A 15808-nucleotide genomic window follows, 5' to 3' on the forward strand; every position below is an offset into this window, starting at 1 on the left:
TGACTTTCATGAATGAATTACCGCCACCTGACACCTTCGATGTCGCTGCTGCTGGCCTTCGAGGCGGCTGCCCGGCATGAAAGCTACACCCGCGCCGCCGCCGAGCTGTCGCTGACCCAGAGCGCGGTCAGCCGCCAGGTGCAGGCGCTGGAGCGACAGTTGGGCCTGACCCTGTTCCGTCGCGAGGGGCGCCAGGTGCAGCTCACCGACGTCGGCCGGCTCTACCAGCGTGAGCTGAGCGAGGCGCTGGGGCGGATCCGCAGCGCTACCTTGCAGGCGCTGGCCTATCAATCGGGCGTTGGCACGTTGCGGCTGGCCACCTTGCCGACCTTCGGCTCGAAGTGGCTGCTGCCGCGCCTGCATGACTTCTATGCGGCGCACCCGGGCATGCTGGTGCACATTCATTCGCGCATCGAAGCCATCAACTTCGACACCAGTGAGATCGATGCCGCCATCGGCGTGGCCAGCGGGGACCTTCCCGGCCTGGTCTGTCATCGGCTGCATGCAGAGGAACTGGTGGTGATCCTGCCACCGGAGGCGGCGAGGGAGAGCGAGGCATGGAGCCCAGCGCGCATCAGCGGGCAGGTGCTGCTCAACGTCGCCAACAATCCCCACGCCTGGGGGGAATGGTTTTCCCACCATGGCCTGGCGCACCGGGCGATGCGGCTGGGGCCGAGCTTCGAGTTGACGTCGCACCTCATCCAGGCGGTTCGGGCAGGGATCGGGATCGGGCTGGTGCCCAAGGTGCTGGTGGCGGAGGAGTTGGCGAACGGGGAGTTGTTCAGCGCGGGATTGCCGTTTGCCAGCCAGCGTAGCTACTACCTGATGTATCCGCCGCGCAACGAGGCACTGCCGTCGTTGCGGGCGTTCAGGGGGTGGCTGCTGCAGCAGATCTGAGGGGTGTGTTGTCAGTCCCGGCAGCTGCTACTTGGCCACCGACCCCACCACTCCATTGCTGCGCGTTGCACGCTTGCTCTTCAGCAGATAGAACCCATACATCACCACCAGCCACACCGGAATCGCATACACCGATACCTTGATCCCGGGGATCATCAGCATGATGCCCAGGATCAGCACCACGAAGGCCAGGCACAGGTAGTTGCCGTAGGGGTACCACAGCGCCTTGAACAGCGGCTTCTGGCCGGTGCGGTCAAGGTGCTGGCGGAACTTGAGGTGCGAATAGCTGATCATCGCCCAGTTGATCACCAGGGCCGCGACCACCAGCGACATCAACAGCTCCAGCGCGTGCTGGGGCATGAAGTAGTTGAGCAGTACCGCCACCAGCGTCACCACGGCCGAGGCCAGGATCGAACGCACCGGCACGCCGCGCTTGTCGATCTTCGCCAGGCCCGCCGGGGCATCGCCCTGCTCGGCCATGCCGTAGAGCATGCGGGCATTGCAGTAGGTGCCGCTGTTGTACACCGACAGTGCCGCCGTCAATACCACGAAGTTCAGCAGGTGTGCGGCCACGTCACTGCCCAGCAGCGAGAACACCTGTACGAACGGGCTGCTGCCGTAGCTGCCGCCGGAGGCGTCGATGCTGGTGACCAGGGCATCCCACGGCGTCAGCGAGAGCAGCACCACCAAGGCGCCGATGTAGAAGATCAGGATGCGGTAGATGACCTGGTTGATCGCCTTGGGGATCACTGTCCGGGGCTGGTCTGCCTCCGCGGCGGTGAAGCCGAGCATCTCGAGGCCACCAAAGGAGAACATGATGATCGCCAGGGCCATGACCAGCCCGCTGACGCCATTGGGGAAGAATCCGCCGTGCTCCCACAGGTTGCTGACCGAGGCGTCCGGTCCGCCGCTGCCGCTGGCCAGCAGGTAGCAGCCCAGGGCGATCATGCCGACGATGGCGACCACCTTGATGATCGCGAACCAGAATTCGGTCTCGCCGAACACCTTGACGTTCATCAGGTTGATGCCGTTGATCAGCAGGAAGAACGCGGCCGCCGTGACCCAGGTCGGGATCTCTGGCCACCAGTAGTGCACGTACTTACCGACGGCCGACAGTTCCGACATACCGACCAGAATATAGAGCACCCAGCAGTTCCAACCGGACAGGAAGCCCGCGAAACCGCCCCAGTACTTGTGCGCAAAGTGGCTGAAGGAGCCGGCCACCGGCTCTTCGACGATCATCTCGCCGAGCTGGCGCATGATCATGAAGGCGATGAAGCCGCAGACGGCATATCCCAGGATCATCGAGGGGCCGGCGGACTTCATCACACCGGCCGAGCCCAGGAACAGGCCGGTGCCGATGGCCCCGCCCAGGGCAATCAACTGGATATGGCGATTTTTCAGGCCGCGTTTGAGCTCACCTGACTGCGTGTTTTGTCCACTCATGAACGAAGTCACCTGCTTGTTTTTATCTGTGACGGGATCGGACCCACCGCGCTCGTGGCGCAGCGGAATGGGCAAGGCAGGGTTACCTTGGATTCTTGGACGGGTGGGGTTCAGCCGGGCGCGAACGCGGGGCGAATCAACCGGAAGTCAGCAAGAGTGCGCTGTACGCATTGGGGTCACAGATAAAACGCGGCGCATTGTATACCTCTGTAGACGCGCAGGGGTCAACGCGTTGCGTATTTGTCTGACGACGGGACGCACCGGTCCTGGGGGAGAAGCGAAGCCTGGGGGAATGAATGGCGTACATTGCGCCTCCGATTCTTGTTATCGGGGCTATATCAACGTGAACAGGGGATGCAGGCAAGAGAGGCGGACGGTCAGAGGGACGCGCAGACGGTCGGAGAGTGGAAGGTTTTATTTACATGGCGGGAAGAAGCGCGCATAGGCATCAGAAAAGCCAACATGCCGTAACGGAAAATTTACAAGCTGGTTCAGAAATTTTACTGCCGATTGCAAGACATCCAAGCGGACTTGTCCTGAAGGAGCCGGCAGACCCCAGGAAGGTCTACCGACTCATCACTTCAAGGACGCGGTTTGGTACGGCTGCCACCAGGCTTGCCGCCAGTGGTCGCCTTGCCTGGACGCTTCTTCATGTCGCTCGGACGCTCGGCCACCGCGCTGCCACGATTTCCCTTGCGCGGAGCTTCCTCGCGCGGCTGGCGCGCAGGGCGCTCACCGGTCGCTTCGGCAGCTGGACGCAGGCTGCGCACGCGCTCGTTCCGGCCCATCGGACGTGTCGACTTGCGCTGCAGGCGCTCGAGCTTGTCCTTGGACTTGAGGTTCAGCGCCGGCAGGGCTACAGGCTTGAGGCCGACTTCAGCCGCAAGGATGTCGATCTCGCCCTGGCTCATTTCGCGCCAGCGCCCCATCGGCAGGTCGGAGTTGAGGAATACCGGACCGAAACGCACGCGCTTCAGGCGGCTGACCACCAGCCCTTGGGATTCCCACAGGCGGCGGACTTCGCGGTTGCGGCCTTCCATCACCACGCAGTGATACCAGTGGTTGAAGCCTTCACCGCCAGGGGCTTCCTGGATATCGGTGAAACGTGCCGGACCATCTTCGAGCATCACGCCGTTTTTCAGGCGGGTGATCATGTCTTCGTCGACTTCACCACGTACGCGCACGGCATACTCGCGGTCCATCTCGTAGGACGGGTGCATCAGACGGTTGGCCAGCTCGCCGTCGGTGGTGAACATCAACAGACCAGTGGTGTTGATGTCGAGGCGGCCGATGTTGATCCAGCGGCCTTCCTTGGGACGCGGCAGGCGATCGAACACGGTCTGACGGCCCTCTGGGTCGTCACGGGTGCAGATCTCGCCATCAGGCTTGTTGTACATGATCACGCGGCGCACGTTTTCGGCGGCTTCTTCGCGCTTGATCACCTTGCCATCGACAGCGATGGCGTCGTGCATGTCGACGCGCTGGCCAAGGGAAGCAGCAACGCCGTTGACCTTGATGCGGCCCTGGCTGATCCAGGCCTCGACGTCACGGCGCGAGCCCACGCCGATACGCGCGAGGACTTTCTGCAGTTTTTCGCCAGCTGGCGGCAGGGTTTGGGGTTCTTGCAGGTCTTTGTCAGTCATCTGGGCACCTCCCGGTGTAGGAATTGAAGCTGTATCTGGCGACGAATGCGCCAAAAGGCCGCGCATCATACGCTGAAGATCAGCTGCACGCACGTGGGACTTGGGGTGCCGGACACACTGCCCAAGGGTTTCCGCCAGAAGGTCGAGACCGCCACCGGGTCAGCCGGTGGCACTGTCGTCCTCGACCTCGGCGCGCAAGTCATCGAAATCGGTCTTGAGGCCTTCTTCCATTGCATCGAGCTCTACCAGCAGCGAGCGGAAGCTGGTTTCCTCGAGCGGCGCTTCGCCCTCGGCGCCCTCTTCTGCACTGGCATCGGCCAGCGCTTGGAGGTACGCGGGTACCGGCGCGTCGTCTTCGTCGAGCAAGGGTGCAGGTTCCAGGTCGCGCAACTCGACCAGCGCCGGCAGCTCTTCGAGACTCTTCAGGTTGAAGTGATCCAGGAAGGCCTTGGTGGTGGCGAACATCGCCGGTCTGCCAGGCACTTCCCGGTAGCCGACGACACGAATCCACTCACGCTCCATCAATGTCTTGATGATGTTGCTGTTCACCGCCACGCCGCGCACATCTTCGATTTCACCCCGGGTGACCGGCTGGCGGTAGGCGATCAGCGCCATGGTCTCGAGCAAGGCGCGCGAATACCGCTGCGGGCGCTCTTCCCACAGGCGGCCCACCCAAGGCGCGTACACTTCGCGGATCTGCAGGCGGTAGCCGGTGGCCACTTCCTTGAGCTCGAAGGCACGGCCCGCGCAGGATTTGCCCAAGAGCTCGAGAGCCTTCCTGAAGACCTTGGGCTCCGGGCGTTCGGGCTCCTCGAACAGCTCATAGAGGCGTTCAAGCGACTGCGGCTTGCCTGAAGCCAGTAAAAAAGCCTCTATCAGCGACGCCAGGTCGCGGGGTTCACTCAGGTTCATGGGGGTGTCGGTTACTCTTTGCGTCACTCTGCCCGGGCGCGGACGTGGATCGGGGCGAAGGGCTCATTCTGCACCAGTTCGATAAGCGATTCCTTCACCAGCTCAAGAATCGCCATGAAGGTCACCACCACGCCAAGCTTGCCCTCATCGGCAGTGAACAGCTCGACAAAGGGGACGAATCCGCCGCCCTTGAGCCGTTCGAGCACATCGCTCATGCGTTCGCGGGTCGACAGTGTTTCTCGGCTGATCTGGTGGCTCTCGAACAGGTCGCCCCGGCGCATCACCTCCGCCATGGACATCAGCAATTCCTCAAGGCTGACCTGCGGATGCAGCTTGCGCACCTTGGCCTGGGGCGCTTCCAGGCGCGGCACGACCACATCGCGCCCTACCCGGCTCAACTGGTCGATGCCCTCGGCAGCGGCCTTGAAGCGCTCGTACTCCTGAAGCCGACGAATCAGCTCGGCGCGGGGGTCGCCTTCTTCTTCCTCGACCGTCACGGCGCGCGGCAACAGCATGCGCGACTTGATCTCGGCGAGCATGGCCGCCATCACCAGGTACTCGGCGGCCAGTTCCAGGCGCACGCTTTTCATCAGCTCGACATAACCCATGTACTGCCGGGTGATCTCGGCCACCGGGATGTCGAGGATGTCGATATTCTGCTTGCGGATCAGGTAGAGCAGCAGGTCGAGCGGCCCTTCGAAGGCCTCGAGAAAGACTTCCAGGGCGTCCGGTGGGATGTACAGGTCGACCGGCAACTCGGTAAACGCCGCGCCATAGACCAGGGCCAGCGACAACTGCTGTGGAGGCTCGACATGGACCTCGGGAGCCGCTTCCGGTGTGCTCACGCGTTGACCAGGAAGGGCGCGGGATCGCCGCAACCCACCCGCACGACTTCCGGCTCGCCGTCGGCCAGGTTGATCACGGTAGAGGCTTTCAGATCACCAAAACCGCCGTCGATGATCAGGTCGACGTGGTGCTCCAGGCGCTGGCGGATCTCGTAGGGATCGGTCATCGGCTCCTCATCGCCCGGCAGGATCAGGCTGACGCTCATCAACGGCTCGCCGAGTTCGGCCACCAGCTCCCGGACGATCGGGTTGGAGGGCACGCGCAGGCCGATGGTGCGGCGTTTCTCGTGCATCAGCAGCCGCGGGACTTCGCGGGTAGCATTGAGGATAAAGGTGTACGGCCCCGGAACGTACGCCTTGAGCAGGCGGAAATTGGCCGTGTCGATCTTGGCGAAAAGCCCCATTTGCGACAGGTCGCAGCAGATCAGGGTGAAGTTGTGGTTCTTGTCGAGCTGGCGCAGGCGCCGGACCCGTTCAATCGCGTTCTTGTCACCGATCTGGCAGCCCATGGCGTAGGACGAATCAGTGGGGTAAATCACCACGCCGCCTTTGCGAATGATCTCCACGGCCTGTTTTATCAGGCGCGCTTGGGGGTTTTCCGCATGTATCTGGAAAAATTGGCTCACATTGTCATCCTGTTCAAAGCGCGGTGGGCTGCTCATGGCTGAATCGGCGCCACAGAGGTGGCAGGTCCTCGGGCAATGGCCGGTAGGCACCGATCTCGCCCCAGGTGCCGGGGCCATGGAAGTCACTGCCAGCACTTGCCAGCAGACCGAACTCGCGGGTGAGGATGGACATGGTGCCCACCTGCTCTGCCGGCATCATCCCATTGACGACTTCCAGCGCTTGCCCGCCTGCTTGAATATAGTCGGCAATCAGCCGACGGCGCTTGCTGCGGGTCAGATCGTACTGCATCGGATGCGCCAGGCTCACCCAGGCCTTCGACTCGCGCAGGGTGGCGACAGTTTCGTCCAGGGTCGGCCAGTGCAGCTTGACATCGCCCAGCTTGCCGGCGCCGAGCCATTTGCGAAACGCTTCGCCGCGGTCCTTCACGAAACCCGCGCGCACCAGGTATTCGGCAAAATGAGGGCGTGCCGGCGCGTTGCCGCTGTCGCCCAGTTCCATTTGCACGGCCCGGGCGCCGTCCAGGGTGCCCGGCATGCCCTTTAGCGCCAGCCGCCGGTCGATTTCTTCGGCGCGCAGCCAGCGGCCACGGTGCAAGGACTCGATCGCTGCCAGCAATGGAGGCGCATCCAGGGCAAAGTTGTAACCCAGTATGTGGATGGTCGCGCCGCCCCACGTACAGGACAGCTCGACACCGCTGACCCACTGGATACCCAGCGCGCGGCAGGCCTGGCGCGCCTCGTCCAGGCCCTCAAGGGTATCGTGGTCGGTCAGGGCGAGTGTCTGCACGCCGTGCTCGTGGGCGCGGGCGACCAGGACCGAAGGCGACAGTACGCCATCGGAGGCCGTGCTGTGACAGTGCAGATCAACATTCATGGAGGAGCGCTTTCGCCGGGATTGATGTTTGTTATTATGCCGTGACATCCCGAATCTGGCTGCCATTGTGAAACAATTCATCGATTTCATCCCGCTGCTGCTGTTCTTCATTGTCTACAAGCTCGACCCGCGCGTGGTCGACCTTGCCGGTCATGACTTCGAACTGGGCGGCATCTACAGCGCGACCAAGGTGCTGATCATCAGCTCCGTGGTGGTCTACGGTGCGCTGTTCGTCCGCCAGCGCAAGCTGGAGAAAGGCCAGTGGCTGACGCTGATCGCCTGCCTGGTGTTCGGTGGCCTGACCCTGGCCTTCCACAGCGAAACCTTCCTCAAGTGGAAAGCGCCAGCGGTGAACTGGCTGTTCGCCCTGGGCTTTGCCGCCAGCCACTTCATCGGTGACCGGGTGCTGATCAAGCGCATCATGGGTCATGCGCTGATCTTGCCGGAGCCGGTCTGGGCACGCCTGAACCTGGCCTGGATCGCATTCTTCCTGGTGTGCGGCGCCGCCAACCTGTTCGTTGCCTTCACCTTCCAGGAGTTCTGGGTGGACTTCAAAGTATTCGGCAGCCTGGGCATGACCGTGATATTCCTGGTGGCCCAGGGCGTCTACCTGTCGCGCCACATGCATGACGGCGATCCGGTGACTCCGCCCTCCACCCGCAAGAACGAGGATTGACATGCTCTACGCCATCATTGCCAGCGATGTAGCCGATTCCCTGGAAAAACGCCTGGCGGCGCGTCCGGCGCATCTCGAGCGCCTGCACCAGCTCAAGGCCGAGGGCCGCATCGTGCTGGCCGGCCCGCACCCCGCCATCGACAGCAACGATCCAGGCGCTGCCGGTTTCAGCGGCAGCCTGGTCGTTGCCGAGTTCGACTCGCTGACCGCCGCCCAGGCCTGGGCCGATGCCGATCCGTATGTCGCCGCAGGCGTGTACGAGAAGGTCGTGGTCAAGCCGTTCAAGCAAGTCCTGCCCTGAGCCACCCCGGCGGCACGCCTGCGTGCCGCACCGCTCATCAATGTTTAATCGAGTGAGTCATGAGCGAGCTGTTACTGATTGACGATGACCAGGAACTCTGCGAGCTGCTAGGCAGCTGGCTGGCCCAGGAAGGCTTTGTAGTGCGCGCCTGCCACGATGGCCAGAGCGCGCGGCAGGCGCTGGCTACCCAGGCGCCAGCGGCGGTGGTGCTGGATGTGATGCTGCCCGATGGCAGCGGCCTCGAACTGCTCAAGCAACTGCGCAGCGAGCATGCCGAGCTGCCCGTACTGATGCTGTCTGCCCGCGGCGAGCCGCTGGACCGCATCCTGGGGCTGGAACTGGGCGCCGACGATTACCTGGCCAAGCCCTGCGATCCTCGCGAGCTCACCGCACGCCTGCGCGCCGTGCTGAGGCGCAGCCACCCGGCCGCGACCACCACGCAGATGGAGATTGGCGACCTGACCTTCAGTCCGGCGCGGGGTGTCGCCAGTATCGAGGAGCGCGAGCTGAGCCTGACCCTGTCGGAGAGCCGTATTCTCGAAGCGCTCCTGCGCCAGCCTGGCGAACCGCTGGACAAGCAGGAACTGGCGCAGATCGCCCTTGGGCGAAAGCTGACGCTGTACGACCGCAGCCTGGACATGCATGTCAGCAACCTGCGCAAGAAGATCGGGCCGCACCCGGACGGCAGGCCACGCATCGTGGCATTGCGCAGCCGGGGGTATTACTACAGCCTTTGATCAGCAGGGGGCGGGACCAACCCGCTCCCATGGTTTGCCGATCAGCGCCATCTTTACGCTGCCTTTACCCTCTCCTGACGGCTCTTGACCTAGATTTCCCTAAACTGGGCACATCCGGCAACGACCGGTCCATGACAGGAGAGACACCATGCGCAAGACCCTTATCGCTCTGATGTTCGCCGCCGCCCTGCCAACCGTTGCCATGGCCATGCCCGAAGGTGGCCCGCGCCACGACGGCCCGCATCACCGCGGTGGCGCACCCTTCGCCCAGCTGGACCTGAGCCGCGAACAGCGCCAGCAGGTCGACAAGCTGATGGGCGAGCAGATGAAAGCCCAACGCGACATCACCAAGCGCTACCTGGAAAAGCTGCCAGCCGCCGACCAGAAGGCCATGAAGGACGAGATCAAGGCGCGTCACGACAAGACCCACAGCGAAATCCGTGGCGTGCTCAAGCCAGAACAGCAGAAGCAGTTCGACGACATGGAAAAGAAACGCGCCGAACGCAAGGCTGAATGGAAAGAGTTCCAGGCCTGGAAAGCTGAAAAAGCCCGCAAGGCCCAGTAAGCTGTCCCACCGCTGCCCGCCCGGCCTGCTCACCGCAGGCCGGGCTTTCCCTGTCTGGAGGTAACTGCCTTGCGTTCATTGTTCTGGCGCATCCTGGCCAGCTTCTGGCTGGCCATCGCCCTGGTCGCCGGGTTGTCGATCCTGCTCGGCCACATGTTGAACCAGGACGCCTGGATCCTCAGCCGCCATCCGGGACTCAATACGTTGGCCAGCCGCTGGACCCAGCACTACGAACAGCAGGGCATCGAATCGGCCCAGCACTTTCTCGAGCGCCGCAGGCAGCGCTTCAAGATTGACGTGCAGGTGCTCAACGACAGTGGCGAAGCCGTGGTGCCCGGTACTTTCCCACGCCGCGCGGCGGCCTTCGAGGCCCGTCAGCACAATGACCGCAGCCTGCCCTGGCGCCGCCTGACCGAGGAATACACCAGTCCCCAAAGCGGCGAGACTTACCTGCTGATCTACCGGATCCCGCACCCTGAGCTCGACGCCTGGCACCGCGAGAGCCTGCTCTGGCCGCTCAGCGCGCTGGGCATTGCCCTGGTGGTGCTGACCTTGTTCAGCCTGCTGGTGACCCTGTCGATCACCCGCCCGCTGAGCCGCTTGCGCAGCGCCGTGCATGACCTGGGCCAGACCACCTACCAGCAGAACAGCCTGGCGCGCCTGGCCGACCGGCGTGATGAATTCGGCGTGCTGGCGAACGATTTCAACCGCATGGGTGCCCGCCTGCAGAGCCTTATTGGCAGCCAGCGCCAACTGCTGCGCGATGTCTCCCACGAACTGCGCTCGCCGCTCGCGCGCCTGCGCATTGCCCTGGCCCTGGCCGAACGCGCCGAACCCGAGCAGCGCCAGGCCTTGTGGCCACGCCTGACCCGCGAGTGCGACCGCCTGGAAGAGCTGATCAGCGAAATCCTTGCCCTGGCCCGCGTGGATGCCGAGCAGTCCCATGCCGAAACCGTCGACCTCAACGCCCTGCTTGGCAGCGTGCGCAAGGACGCGCAGCTCAGCGCGCCGGAGCAGGAGATACGCCTCGAAGCGGCACCGGGGCTGTCCTTGCAGGGTTGGCCGACGCTGCTGGAACGAGCCGTGGACAACCTGCTGCGCAACGCCCTGCGCTTCAACCCGCCTGGGCAGGCCATCGAGTTGCATGCCGACAGTGACCAGGAGCGCATCGTGATCAGCGTGCGCGACCACGGGCCTGGGGCGCCGGCCGAGCTGCTGGGCAGACTGGGCGAGCCGTTCTTCCGCGCGCCCGGGCAGACCGCTTCCGGGCATGGCCTGGGCCTGGCCATTGCTCGAAGGGCGGCGGAGCGGCATGGGGGGAGCCTGGTGCTGGAGAACCACCCGCAAGGCGGCTTCGTGGCGAAACTCGAGTTGCCCGGGGGCTAGAGGCCCTGGCTCCACTCACTGACGAAGTCAGCGGTCTGCAGCACCGGTGCGGGCCGTGGGTCATTCAGCGGGGTACCTACATACAGGTAGCCCAGCAGCTCTTCATTCTGCTCAAGACCCAGGCCTTCGAGCACATGGGCGTCATGCGCCATGTCGCCGGTGCGCCACACCGCGCCAATACCCTGCGCATGCGCTGCGATGAGGATGCCATGCGCGGCACAACCGGCCGCCAGGCGCTGCTCGTCCTTGGGCACCTTGTAGTGGTCCTGCAAACGCGCGATCACCACGATCAGCAGCGGCGCACGCAGTGGCATGGCGCGGGCCTTGTCAAGCGCGCCCTGGCTTGCATCACCCTTGCGCTGAACAGCTTCGGCGAACAGCTCTCCGAGCTTTTCCCGGGCCGCGCCCTCGACGGTGAGGAACCGCCAGGGACGAAGCTGGCCGTGGTCCGGCGCCCGCAACGCGGCCTGGAACAGGGCCTCGCGCTGGGCGGCATTGGGCGCGGGTTCGGTCAGGCGTGGAACGGATACACGGTTGAGCAATGCGTCGAGAGCCTCCATCGGCTACCCCCTGGCAAGTAAATGTGCGGCTATTCTAGCGTTTACTTAACAAGGCCCATAGGTAGAATGGCGCCCTTCCGTTTCGAGCCAGAGCAGATCACATGGCGTTGCCGACCTTAAGGATCCTAGGTTTCATCATCGGGATCTTCCTGATCACCCTGGCGGTGAGCATGGTCGTGCCCATGGCGACCCTGATGATTTTCGAGCGCACGGGCGACTTGCCCTCCTTCCTGTGGTCCAGCCTGATCACCTTCCTGGCGGGCCTTGCCATGGTCATTCCGGGACGGCCAGAGCACGTACACATGCGCCCGCGCGACATGTACCTGCTGACGGTGTGCAGCTGGGTGGTGGTGTGCATATTCGCCGCGCTGCCCTTCCTGCTCACCCAGCACATCAGCTACACCAATGCCTTCTTCGAAAGCATGTCGGGCATCACCGCCACCGGGGCCACGGTGCTCAGCGGCCTGGACAACATGTCGCCGGGCATCCTGATGTGGCGCTCGATGCTCCACTGGCTCGGCGGGATCGGCTTCATCGCCATGGCGGTGGCGATCCTGCCGCTGCTGCGCATTGGTGGCATGCGCCTGTTCCAGACCGAATCCTCGGACCGTTCCGAAAAGGTCATGCCACGCTCGCACATGGTCGCCAAGTCGATCGTGCTGGTGTACATCGGTTTCACCGTGCTCGGCAGCCTGGCATTCTGGTGGGCGGGCATGAGCCTGTTCGATGCGATCAACCACGCCATGTCGGCCATCTCCACAGGCGGGTTTTCCACCTCCGACCAGTCGCTGGCCAAATGGGACGCCCCGGCGGTGCACTGGGTGGCGGTGGTGGTGATGATCCTGGGCAGCGTGCCGTTTACCTTGTATGTGTCGACCCTGCGGGGCAACCGTGGCGCGCTGATCAGGGACCAGCAGGTCCAGGGCCTGCTCGGACTGCTGGTAGCCACCTGGATCGTGCTTGGCACCTGGTACTGGGCCACCACCGACCTGCCCTGGTTCGATGCGTTGCGTCACGTGGCGCTGAACGTGACCTCAGTGGTCACCACCACCGGCTTCGCCCTGGGCGACTACAGCCTGTGGGGCAACTTCTCGCTGATGCTGTTTTTCTACCTGGGCTTTATCGGGGGTTGTTCAGGATCGACGGCGGGCGGGATCAAGATCTTCCGCTTCCAGGTTGCCTACATCCTGCTCAAGGCCAACCTCAATCAGCTGATCCATCCCCGCGCCGTGATCAAGCAGAAGTACAACGGCCATCGCCTCGACGAAGAAATCGTGCGCTCGATTCTGACGTTCTCGTTTTTCTTCGCCTTCACCATCTGCCTCATCGCCCTGCTGCTGTCACTGCTCGGGGTCGACTGGATGACTGCCCTGACCGGCGCGGCGGCAACGGTATCCGGCGTGGGCCCAGGCCTGGGCGAGGTCATCGGGCCGGCGGGCAACTTCTCCACCCTGCCCGATGCCGCCAAGTGGATTCTTGCCGGCGGCATGCTGCTGGGCCGCCTGGAGATCATCACGGTCCTGGTGCTGTGCATGCCTGCGTTCTGGCGGCATTGACCGGCTCGCTGCCCCCCTCGTCGGCGTCACCCAGGCGGGCCCGGTATTCGCTCGGGGTAGCGTCGAACCAGCGCCGGAACGCCCGGTAGAAGTTGCTGGGGTCGGCGAAGCCAAGCAGGTAGGCGGTTTCCAGCAGGGTCATGCCCGGTTGTGCCAGGTACTGTTCGGCCAGCTCGCGACGGGTATCGTCGAGCAGGGTCTGGAAGCTGGTGCCCTCCTCCTGCAGACGGCGCTGCAGGGTGCGCTGAGACAGGTGCAAGGCCTGGGCAACCGTCTCGCGCTTGGGCTCGCCCAGGGGCAAGATCCTGCACAATACCTGCCGCGCCCGGTGCGTCACCCGGCTTTCGGAAAAACGCGCCAGGTACTCACCCGCGAACCGGTCATGCAGTGTCGCCATGGCTTCGTTGGCGGTCGGCAGCGGCGCGTCCATGTCGGACCGCTCCAGCACCAGCGCATCGTGCGGCGCGCCGAACAGCAGCGGTGAATGGAAAGCTACCTTGTAGGGCTCGATATCCTTGGGCTGCGGCCCCTGAATGAGCACCCGCCGCGGCTGGATCGTCCGCCCGCTGAGCCAGCTGCACAAGGCCAGCGCGCAGGCCAGTGATGCCTCGGAGCTGTGCCGGGTTGGCGGCAGATGATCGCCGTGGACCGTGAGCACCAGGGCATAGCCGTCCGGTTCAAGACGAAAGCTCAGGTCGGAGCTTTCGGCGATGATCCGCTGATAGCGCACCAACCGCTGGAACCCTTCGGCCAGGGTGCGACTGGACATCAGCGCATAACCCACCACATGGAACGAAGCCGGACGCACTACTCGGGCCATGTTCAAGCCAATGGCGTGGTTGCCCGACAGTTCCACGGCCAACTGCCAGAGCCGGGTCATGGAATCCTGGGGGAAACGGGCGTCGGGATCATCCAGCGCGGCAAAATCCAGGCCGAGTTGCCTGAACATGGCACGGCAATCCAGCCCTTCAAGCTCGAGTGCCTTGACGATCCCGGATGCCCAGCTTGCTGACGTGGTTCTCTCGCTCATGACAGGCTTCTTGTGCTTCCTGCGGTGAATCCAAGGATACTCAAATGGCGCTTATTGTCACTGGCCAGGCCAGTTAGTCACTCTAGACTCGAATCAGGCTCCGTGCCGTGTATCCTCAACAATAACGAGCGCTTTCGGAAGCACCGCCATGAACCACACAGTGCAGTACCGCAGCTTTGCCGAGTTCTATCCCTATTACCTGGGCGAGCACAGCAATCCCACCTGCCGGCGCCTGCATTTTGTCGGCACCAGCCTGGTCATCGCCCTCCTTGCCTACAGCATAGCCAGCGCCAGCTGGTTGCTGTTGCTGGCGTTGCCAGTCGTGGGCTACGGGTTTGCCTGGATCGGACACTTCTTCTTCGAGAAGAACAGACCGGCGACCTTTACCCATCCGCTGTACAGCCTGATCGGCGACTTCGCGATGTTTCGTGACATCTTGCTCGGCAAGGTCAGCCTTTGAAACATAAGGTCTGAGCAATTTGTCGGACGGCCTGTGCGGCAATGTTGTGCCAACAAGGATCCCCATGAATCACCGTACCGCACTGGGCGCCCTGCATATCGGCGCGCTGTTCTTTGGCCTGACTGGCGTTTTTGGCAAGCTAGCCAGTGCCGGCCCCTCGGTCATCGTGTTTGGTCGCGCTGCGTTTGCCGTGCTCGCCCTGGGGCTGTTCGTCGGGATTGCGCGCCAGGCCTGGCGCCCACTGCAAGCCGTGGACGTGCGCAAGCTGGTGCTGGGCGGCGTGCTGCTCGCCGGGCACTGGGTAAGCTTCTTCGTTGCCGTCAAAGTCGGCGGCGTGGCGATCGCGACCCTCGGTTTCGCCAGCTTCCCCGCCTTTACGGTGATTCTCGAAGGGCTGCTGTTCCGCGAGCGCATCCGGCGCAACGAGATTGTGCTGGTGCTGTTGGTCAGCATCGGCCTGGTGCTGGTCACCCCCGCCTTCGATCTTGCCAGCGAGGCTACCGCAGGCCTGCTTTGGGCACTGCTTTCCGGCTTGCTGTTCGCGCTGCTGTCGCTGGTCAACCGCGCAGGGTCGGGACGTATTCCCGCCGTGCAGGCCGCGTTGTGCCAGAACGCGGTCGTCGCGCTGTGCGTGCTACCGCTGGCAGGCCCTGCCTTGCCCAGCGTGCCGGCCATGGACTGGCTGTGGATCGGCCTGCTCGGGGTGTTCTGCACCGGTGTCGCACACAGCCTGTTTGTCGCCAGCCTGGCGGTGATCAAGGCACGTACCGCTGCGGTGGTGTTCGCCATGGAGCCGATCTACGGTATCGCCATGGCGTGGCTGATCTTCGCTGAAACCCCCACCCCACGCATGTTGATCGGCGGCGTGCTGATCATCTTCGCCATCGTGATTTCCAGCCGCATGGCCGCGAGCCAGGCCGGAAAAACCAAGGTACTGGCCGAAGGCGCCTAGCGGTCGTTATGCCCGAGGTCGCGCTGGGGGTCGATCTGGTCGCGTACGCGCTGCTTGAGCGCCTTGGCCTCGGGGAAGCCGCCGTCGGCCTTGCGCTCCCAGATCTGCACGCCATCGCAGGTGATGCGAAACGCGCCGCCGGTGGCCGGCTCAAGCGCGACCCGGGCGAGGTCATCGGCGAAGGTGCTGAGCAGCTCCTGGGCCAGCCAGGCGGCACGCAGCAGCCATTGGCACTGGGTGCAATAGGTGATGACAATTTCAGGCTTGGTCTGACTCATTGGGAAACGTCCTACAACAGGTGGGCGCGCTTATACTAGCCGTCTTTGCCCCTTGTTCCGAGAC

The 15808-nt window shown here is 63.7% G+C and carries 18 protein-coding genes; 9 read left to right on the forward strand and 9 right to left on the reverse strand.

Annotated elements, in window-relative coordinates:
* Window positions 1-12: 12 nt before the first annotated feature.
* Window positions 13-897, forward strand: coding sequence for a LysR substrate-binding domain-containing protein (locus AC0ZZU_RS14390; RefSeq protein WP_476341569.1), 885 nt, complete (start codon window positions 13-15; stop codon window positions 895-897).
* A gap of 27 nt (window positions 898-924) precedes the next feature.
* Here AC0ZZU_RS14390 and AC0ZZU_RS14395 read toward each other — a convergent pair whose 3' ends face one another.
* The 6 genes from AC0ZZU_RS14395 to AC0ZZU_RS14420 all read right to left on the reverse strand — a co-directional run bounded on the left by AC0ZZU_RS14395 (window position 925) and on the right by AC0ZZU_RS14420 (window position 7243).
* Complete coding sequence (locus AC0ZZU_RS14395) at window positions 925-2343, reverse strand: amino acid permease (RefSeq protein WP_476341570.1); 1419 nt, start codon at window positions 2341-2343, stop codon at window positions 925-927.
* A gap of 581 nt (window positions 2344-2924) precedes the next feature.
* The gene (gene rluB, locus AC0ZZU_RS14400; RefSeq protein ID WP_476341571.1) at window positions 2925-3986 is read right to left on the reverse strand and encodes a 23S rRNA pseudouridine(2605) synthase RluB; all 1062 of its coding nucleotides are present in this window, start codon (window positions 3984-3986) and stop codon (window positions 2925-2927) included.
* A gap of 159 nt (window positions 3987-4145) precedes the next feature.
* Window positions 4146-4898 carry an SMC-Scp complex subunit ScpB gene (gene scpB / locus AC0ZZU_RS14405; protein WP_476341572.1) on the reverse strand — a complete coding sequence of 251 codons (753 nt, stop codon included), beginning with the start codon at window positions 4896-4898 and terminating at the stop codon, window positions 4146-4148.
* Between the two features lie 23 nt (window positions 4899-4921).
* Entirely contained in the window at window positions 4922-5620 is a 699-nt protein-coding gene (locus AC0ZZU_RS14410; protein WP_476341784.1) for a segregation and condensation protein A, read from the reverse strand.
* A gap of 119 nt (window positions 5621-5739) precedes the next feature.
* Entirely contained in the window at window positions 5740-6369 is a 630-nt protein-coding gene (locus AC0ZZU_RS14415; protein ID WP_476341573.1) for an L-threonylcarbamoyladenylate synthase, read from the reverse strand.
* Between the two features lie 13 nt (window positions 6370-6382).
* Entirely contained in the window at window positions 6383-7243 is an 861-nt protein-coding gene (locus AC0ZZU_RS14420; protein ID WP_476341574.1) for a PHP domain-containing protein, read from the reverse strand.
* 67 nt (window positions 7244-7310) lie between these two features.
* On the opposite strand from AC0ZZU_RS14420, the gene AC0ZZU_RS14425 reads away from it, so the two are divergent.
* The 5 genes from AC0ZZU_RS14425 to AC0ZZU_RS14445 all read left to right on the forward strand — a co-directional run bounded on the left by AC0ZZU_RS14425 (window position 7311) and on the right by AC0ZZU_RS14445 (window position 10908).
* The gene (locus tag AC0ZZU_RS14425) at window positions 7311-7919 is read left to right on the forward strand and encodes a septation protein A (RefSeq protein ID WP_476341575.1); all 609 of its coding nucleotides are present in this window, start codon (window positions 7311-7313) and stop codon (window positions 7917-7919) included.
* A 1-nt stretch (window position 7920) separates the two neighbouring features.
* Window positions 7921-8220, forward strand: coding sequence for a YciI family protein (locus AC0ZZU_RS14430; RefSeq protein ID WP_476341576.1), 300 nt, complete (start codon window positions 7921-7923; stop codon window positions 8218-8220).
* 59 nt (window positions 8221-8279) lie between these two features.
* On the forward strand, window positions 8280-8957 hold the full coding sequence (locus tag AC0ZZU_RS14435; RefSeq protein ID WP_476341577.1) for a response regulator transcription factor: 678 nt from the start codon (window positions 8280-8282) through the stop codon (window positions 8955-8957).
* Window positions 8958-9105: 148 nt separating this feature from the next.
* A complete protein-coding gene (locus tag AC0ZZU_RS14440) occupies window positions 9106-9522 on the forward strand; it encodes a Spy/CpxP family protein refolding chaperone (RefSeq protein WP_476341579.1) in 417 nt (138 codons plus the stop codon).
* A 69-nt stretch (window positions 9523-9591) separates the two neighbouring features.
* Window positions 9592-10908, forward strand: coding sequence for a sensor histidine kinase (locus tag AC0ZZU_RS14445; protein ID WP_476341580.1), 1317 nt, complete (start codon window positions 9592-9594; stop codon window positions 10906-10908).
* On the opposite strand, the gene AC0ZZU_RS14450 is transcribed toward AC0ZZU_RS14445, so the two are convergent.
* The gene (locus AC0ZZU_RS14450; protein ID WP_476341582.1) at window positions 10905-11468 is read right to left on the reverse strand and encodes a nitroreductase family protein; all 564 of its coding nucleotides are present in this window, start codon (window positions 11466-11468) and stop codon (window positions 10905-10907) included. The two genes, AC0ZZU_RS14445 and AC0ZZU_RS14450, sit on opposite strands and share 4 nt — an antisense overlap.
* A gap of 101 nt (window positions 11469-11569) precedes the next feature.
* Between AC0ZZU_RS14450 and AC0ZZU_RS14455 the strand changes: the two genes are divergently transcribed.
* A complete protein-coding gene (locus AC0ZZU_RS14455; RefSeq protein ID WP_476341584.1) occupies window positions 11570-13024 on the forward strand; it encodes a TrkH family potassium uptake protein in 1455 nt (484 codons plus the stop codon).
* On the opposite strand, the gene AC0ZZU_RS14460 is transcribed toward AC0ZZU_RS14455, so the two are convergent.
* Window positions 12981-14054 carry an AraC family transcriptional regulator gene (locus AC0ZZU_RS14460; protein ID WP_476341585.1) on the reverse strand — a complete coding sequence of 358 codons (1074 nt, stop codon included), beginning with the start codon at window positions 14052-14054 and terminating at the stop codon, window positions 12981-12983. The genes AC0ZZU_RS14455 and AC0ZZU_RS14460 overlap by 44 nt on opposite strands.
* A gap of 148 nt (window positions 14055-14202) precedes the next feature.
* Here AC0ZZU_RS14460 and AC0ZZU_RS14465 point away from each other — a divergent pair, with 148 nt between their 5' ends.
* Entirely contained in the window at window positions 14203-14514 is a 312-nt protein-coding gene (locus AC0ZZU_RS14465) for an Mpo1-like protein (protein ID WP_476341587.1), read from the forward strand.
* A gap of 64 nt (window positions 14515-14578) precedes the next feature.
* Window positions 14579-15466 carry a DMT family transporter gene (locus AC0ZZU_RS14470; RefSeq protein WP_476341589.1) on the forward strand — a complete coding sequence of 296 codons (888 nt, stop codon included), beginning with the start codon at window positions 14579-14581 and terminating at the stop codon, window positions 15464-15466.
* On the opposite strand, the gene AC0ZZU_RS14475 is transcribed toward AC0ZZU_RS14470, so the two are convergent.
* Entirely contained in the window at window positions 15463-15744 is a 282-nt protein-coding gene (locus AC0ZZU_RS14475) for an Rdx family protein (protein WP_476341590.1), read from the reverse strand. The two genes, AC0ZZU_RS14470 and AC0ZZU_RS14475, sit on opposite strands and share 4 nt — an antisense overlap.
* Window positions 15745-15808 lie beyond the last annotated feature (64 nt).

It is taken from the genome of Pseudomonas sp. JE3303 (assembly GCF_056312565.1).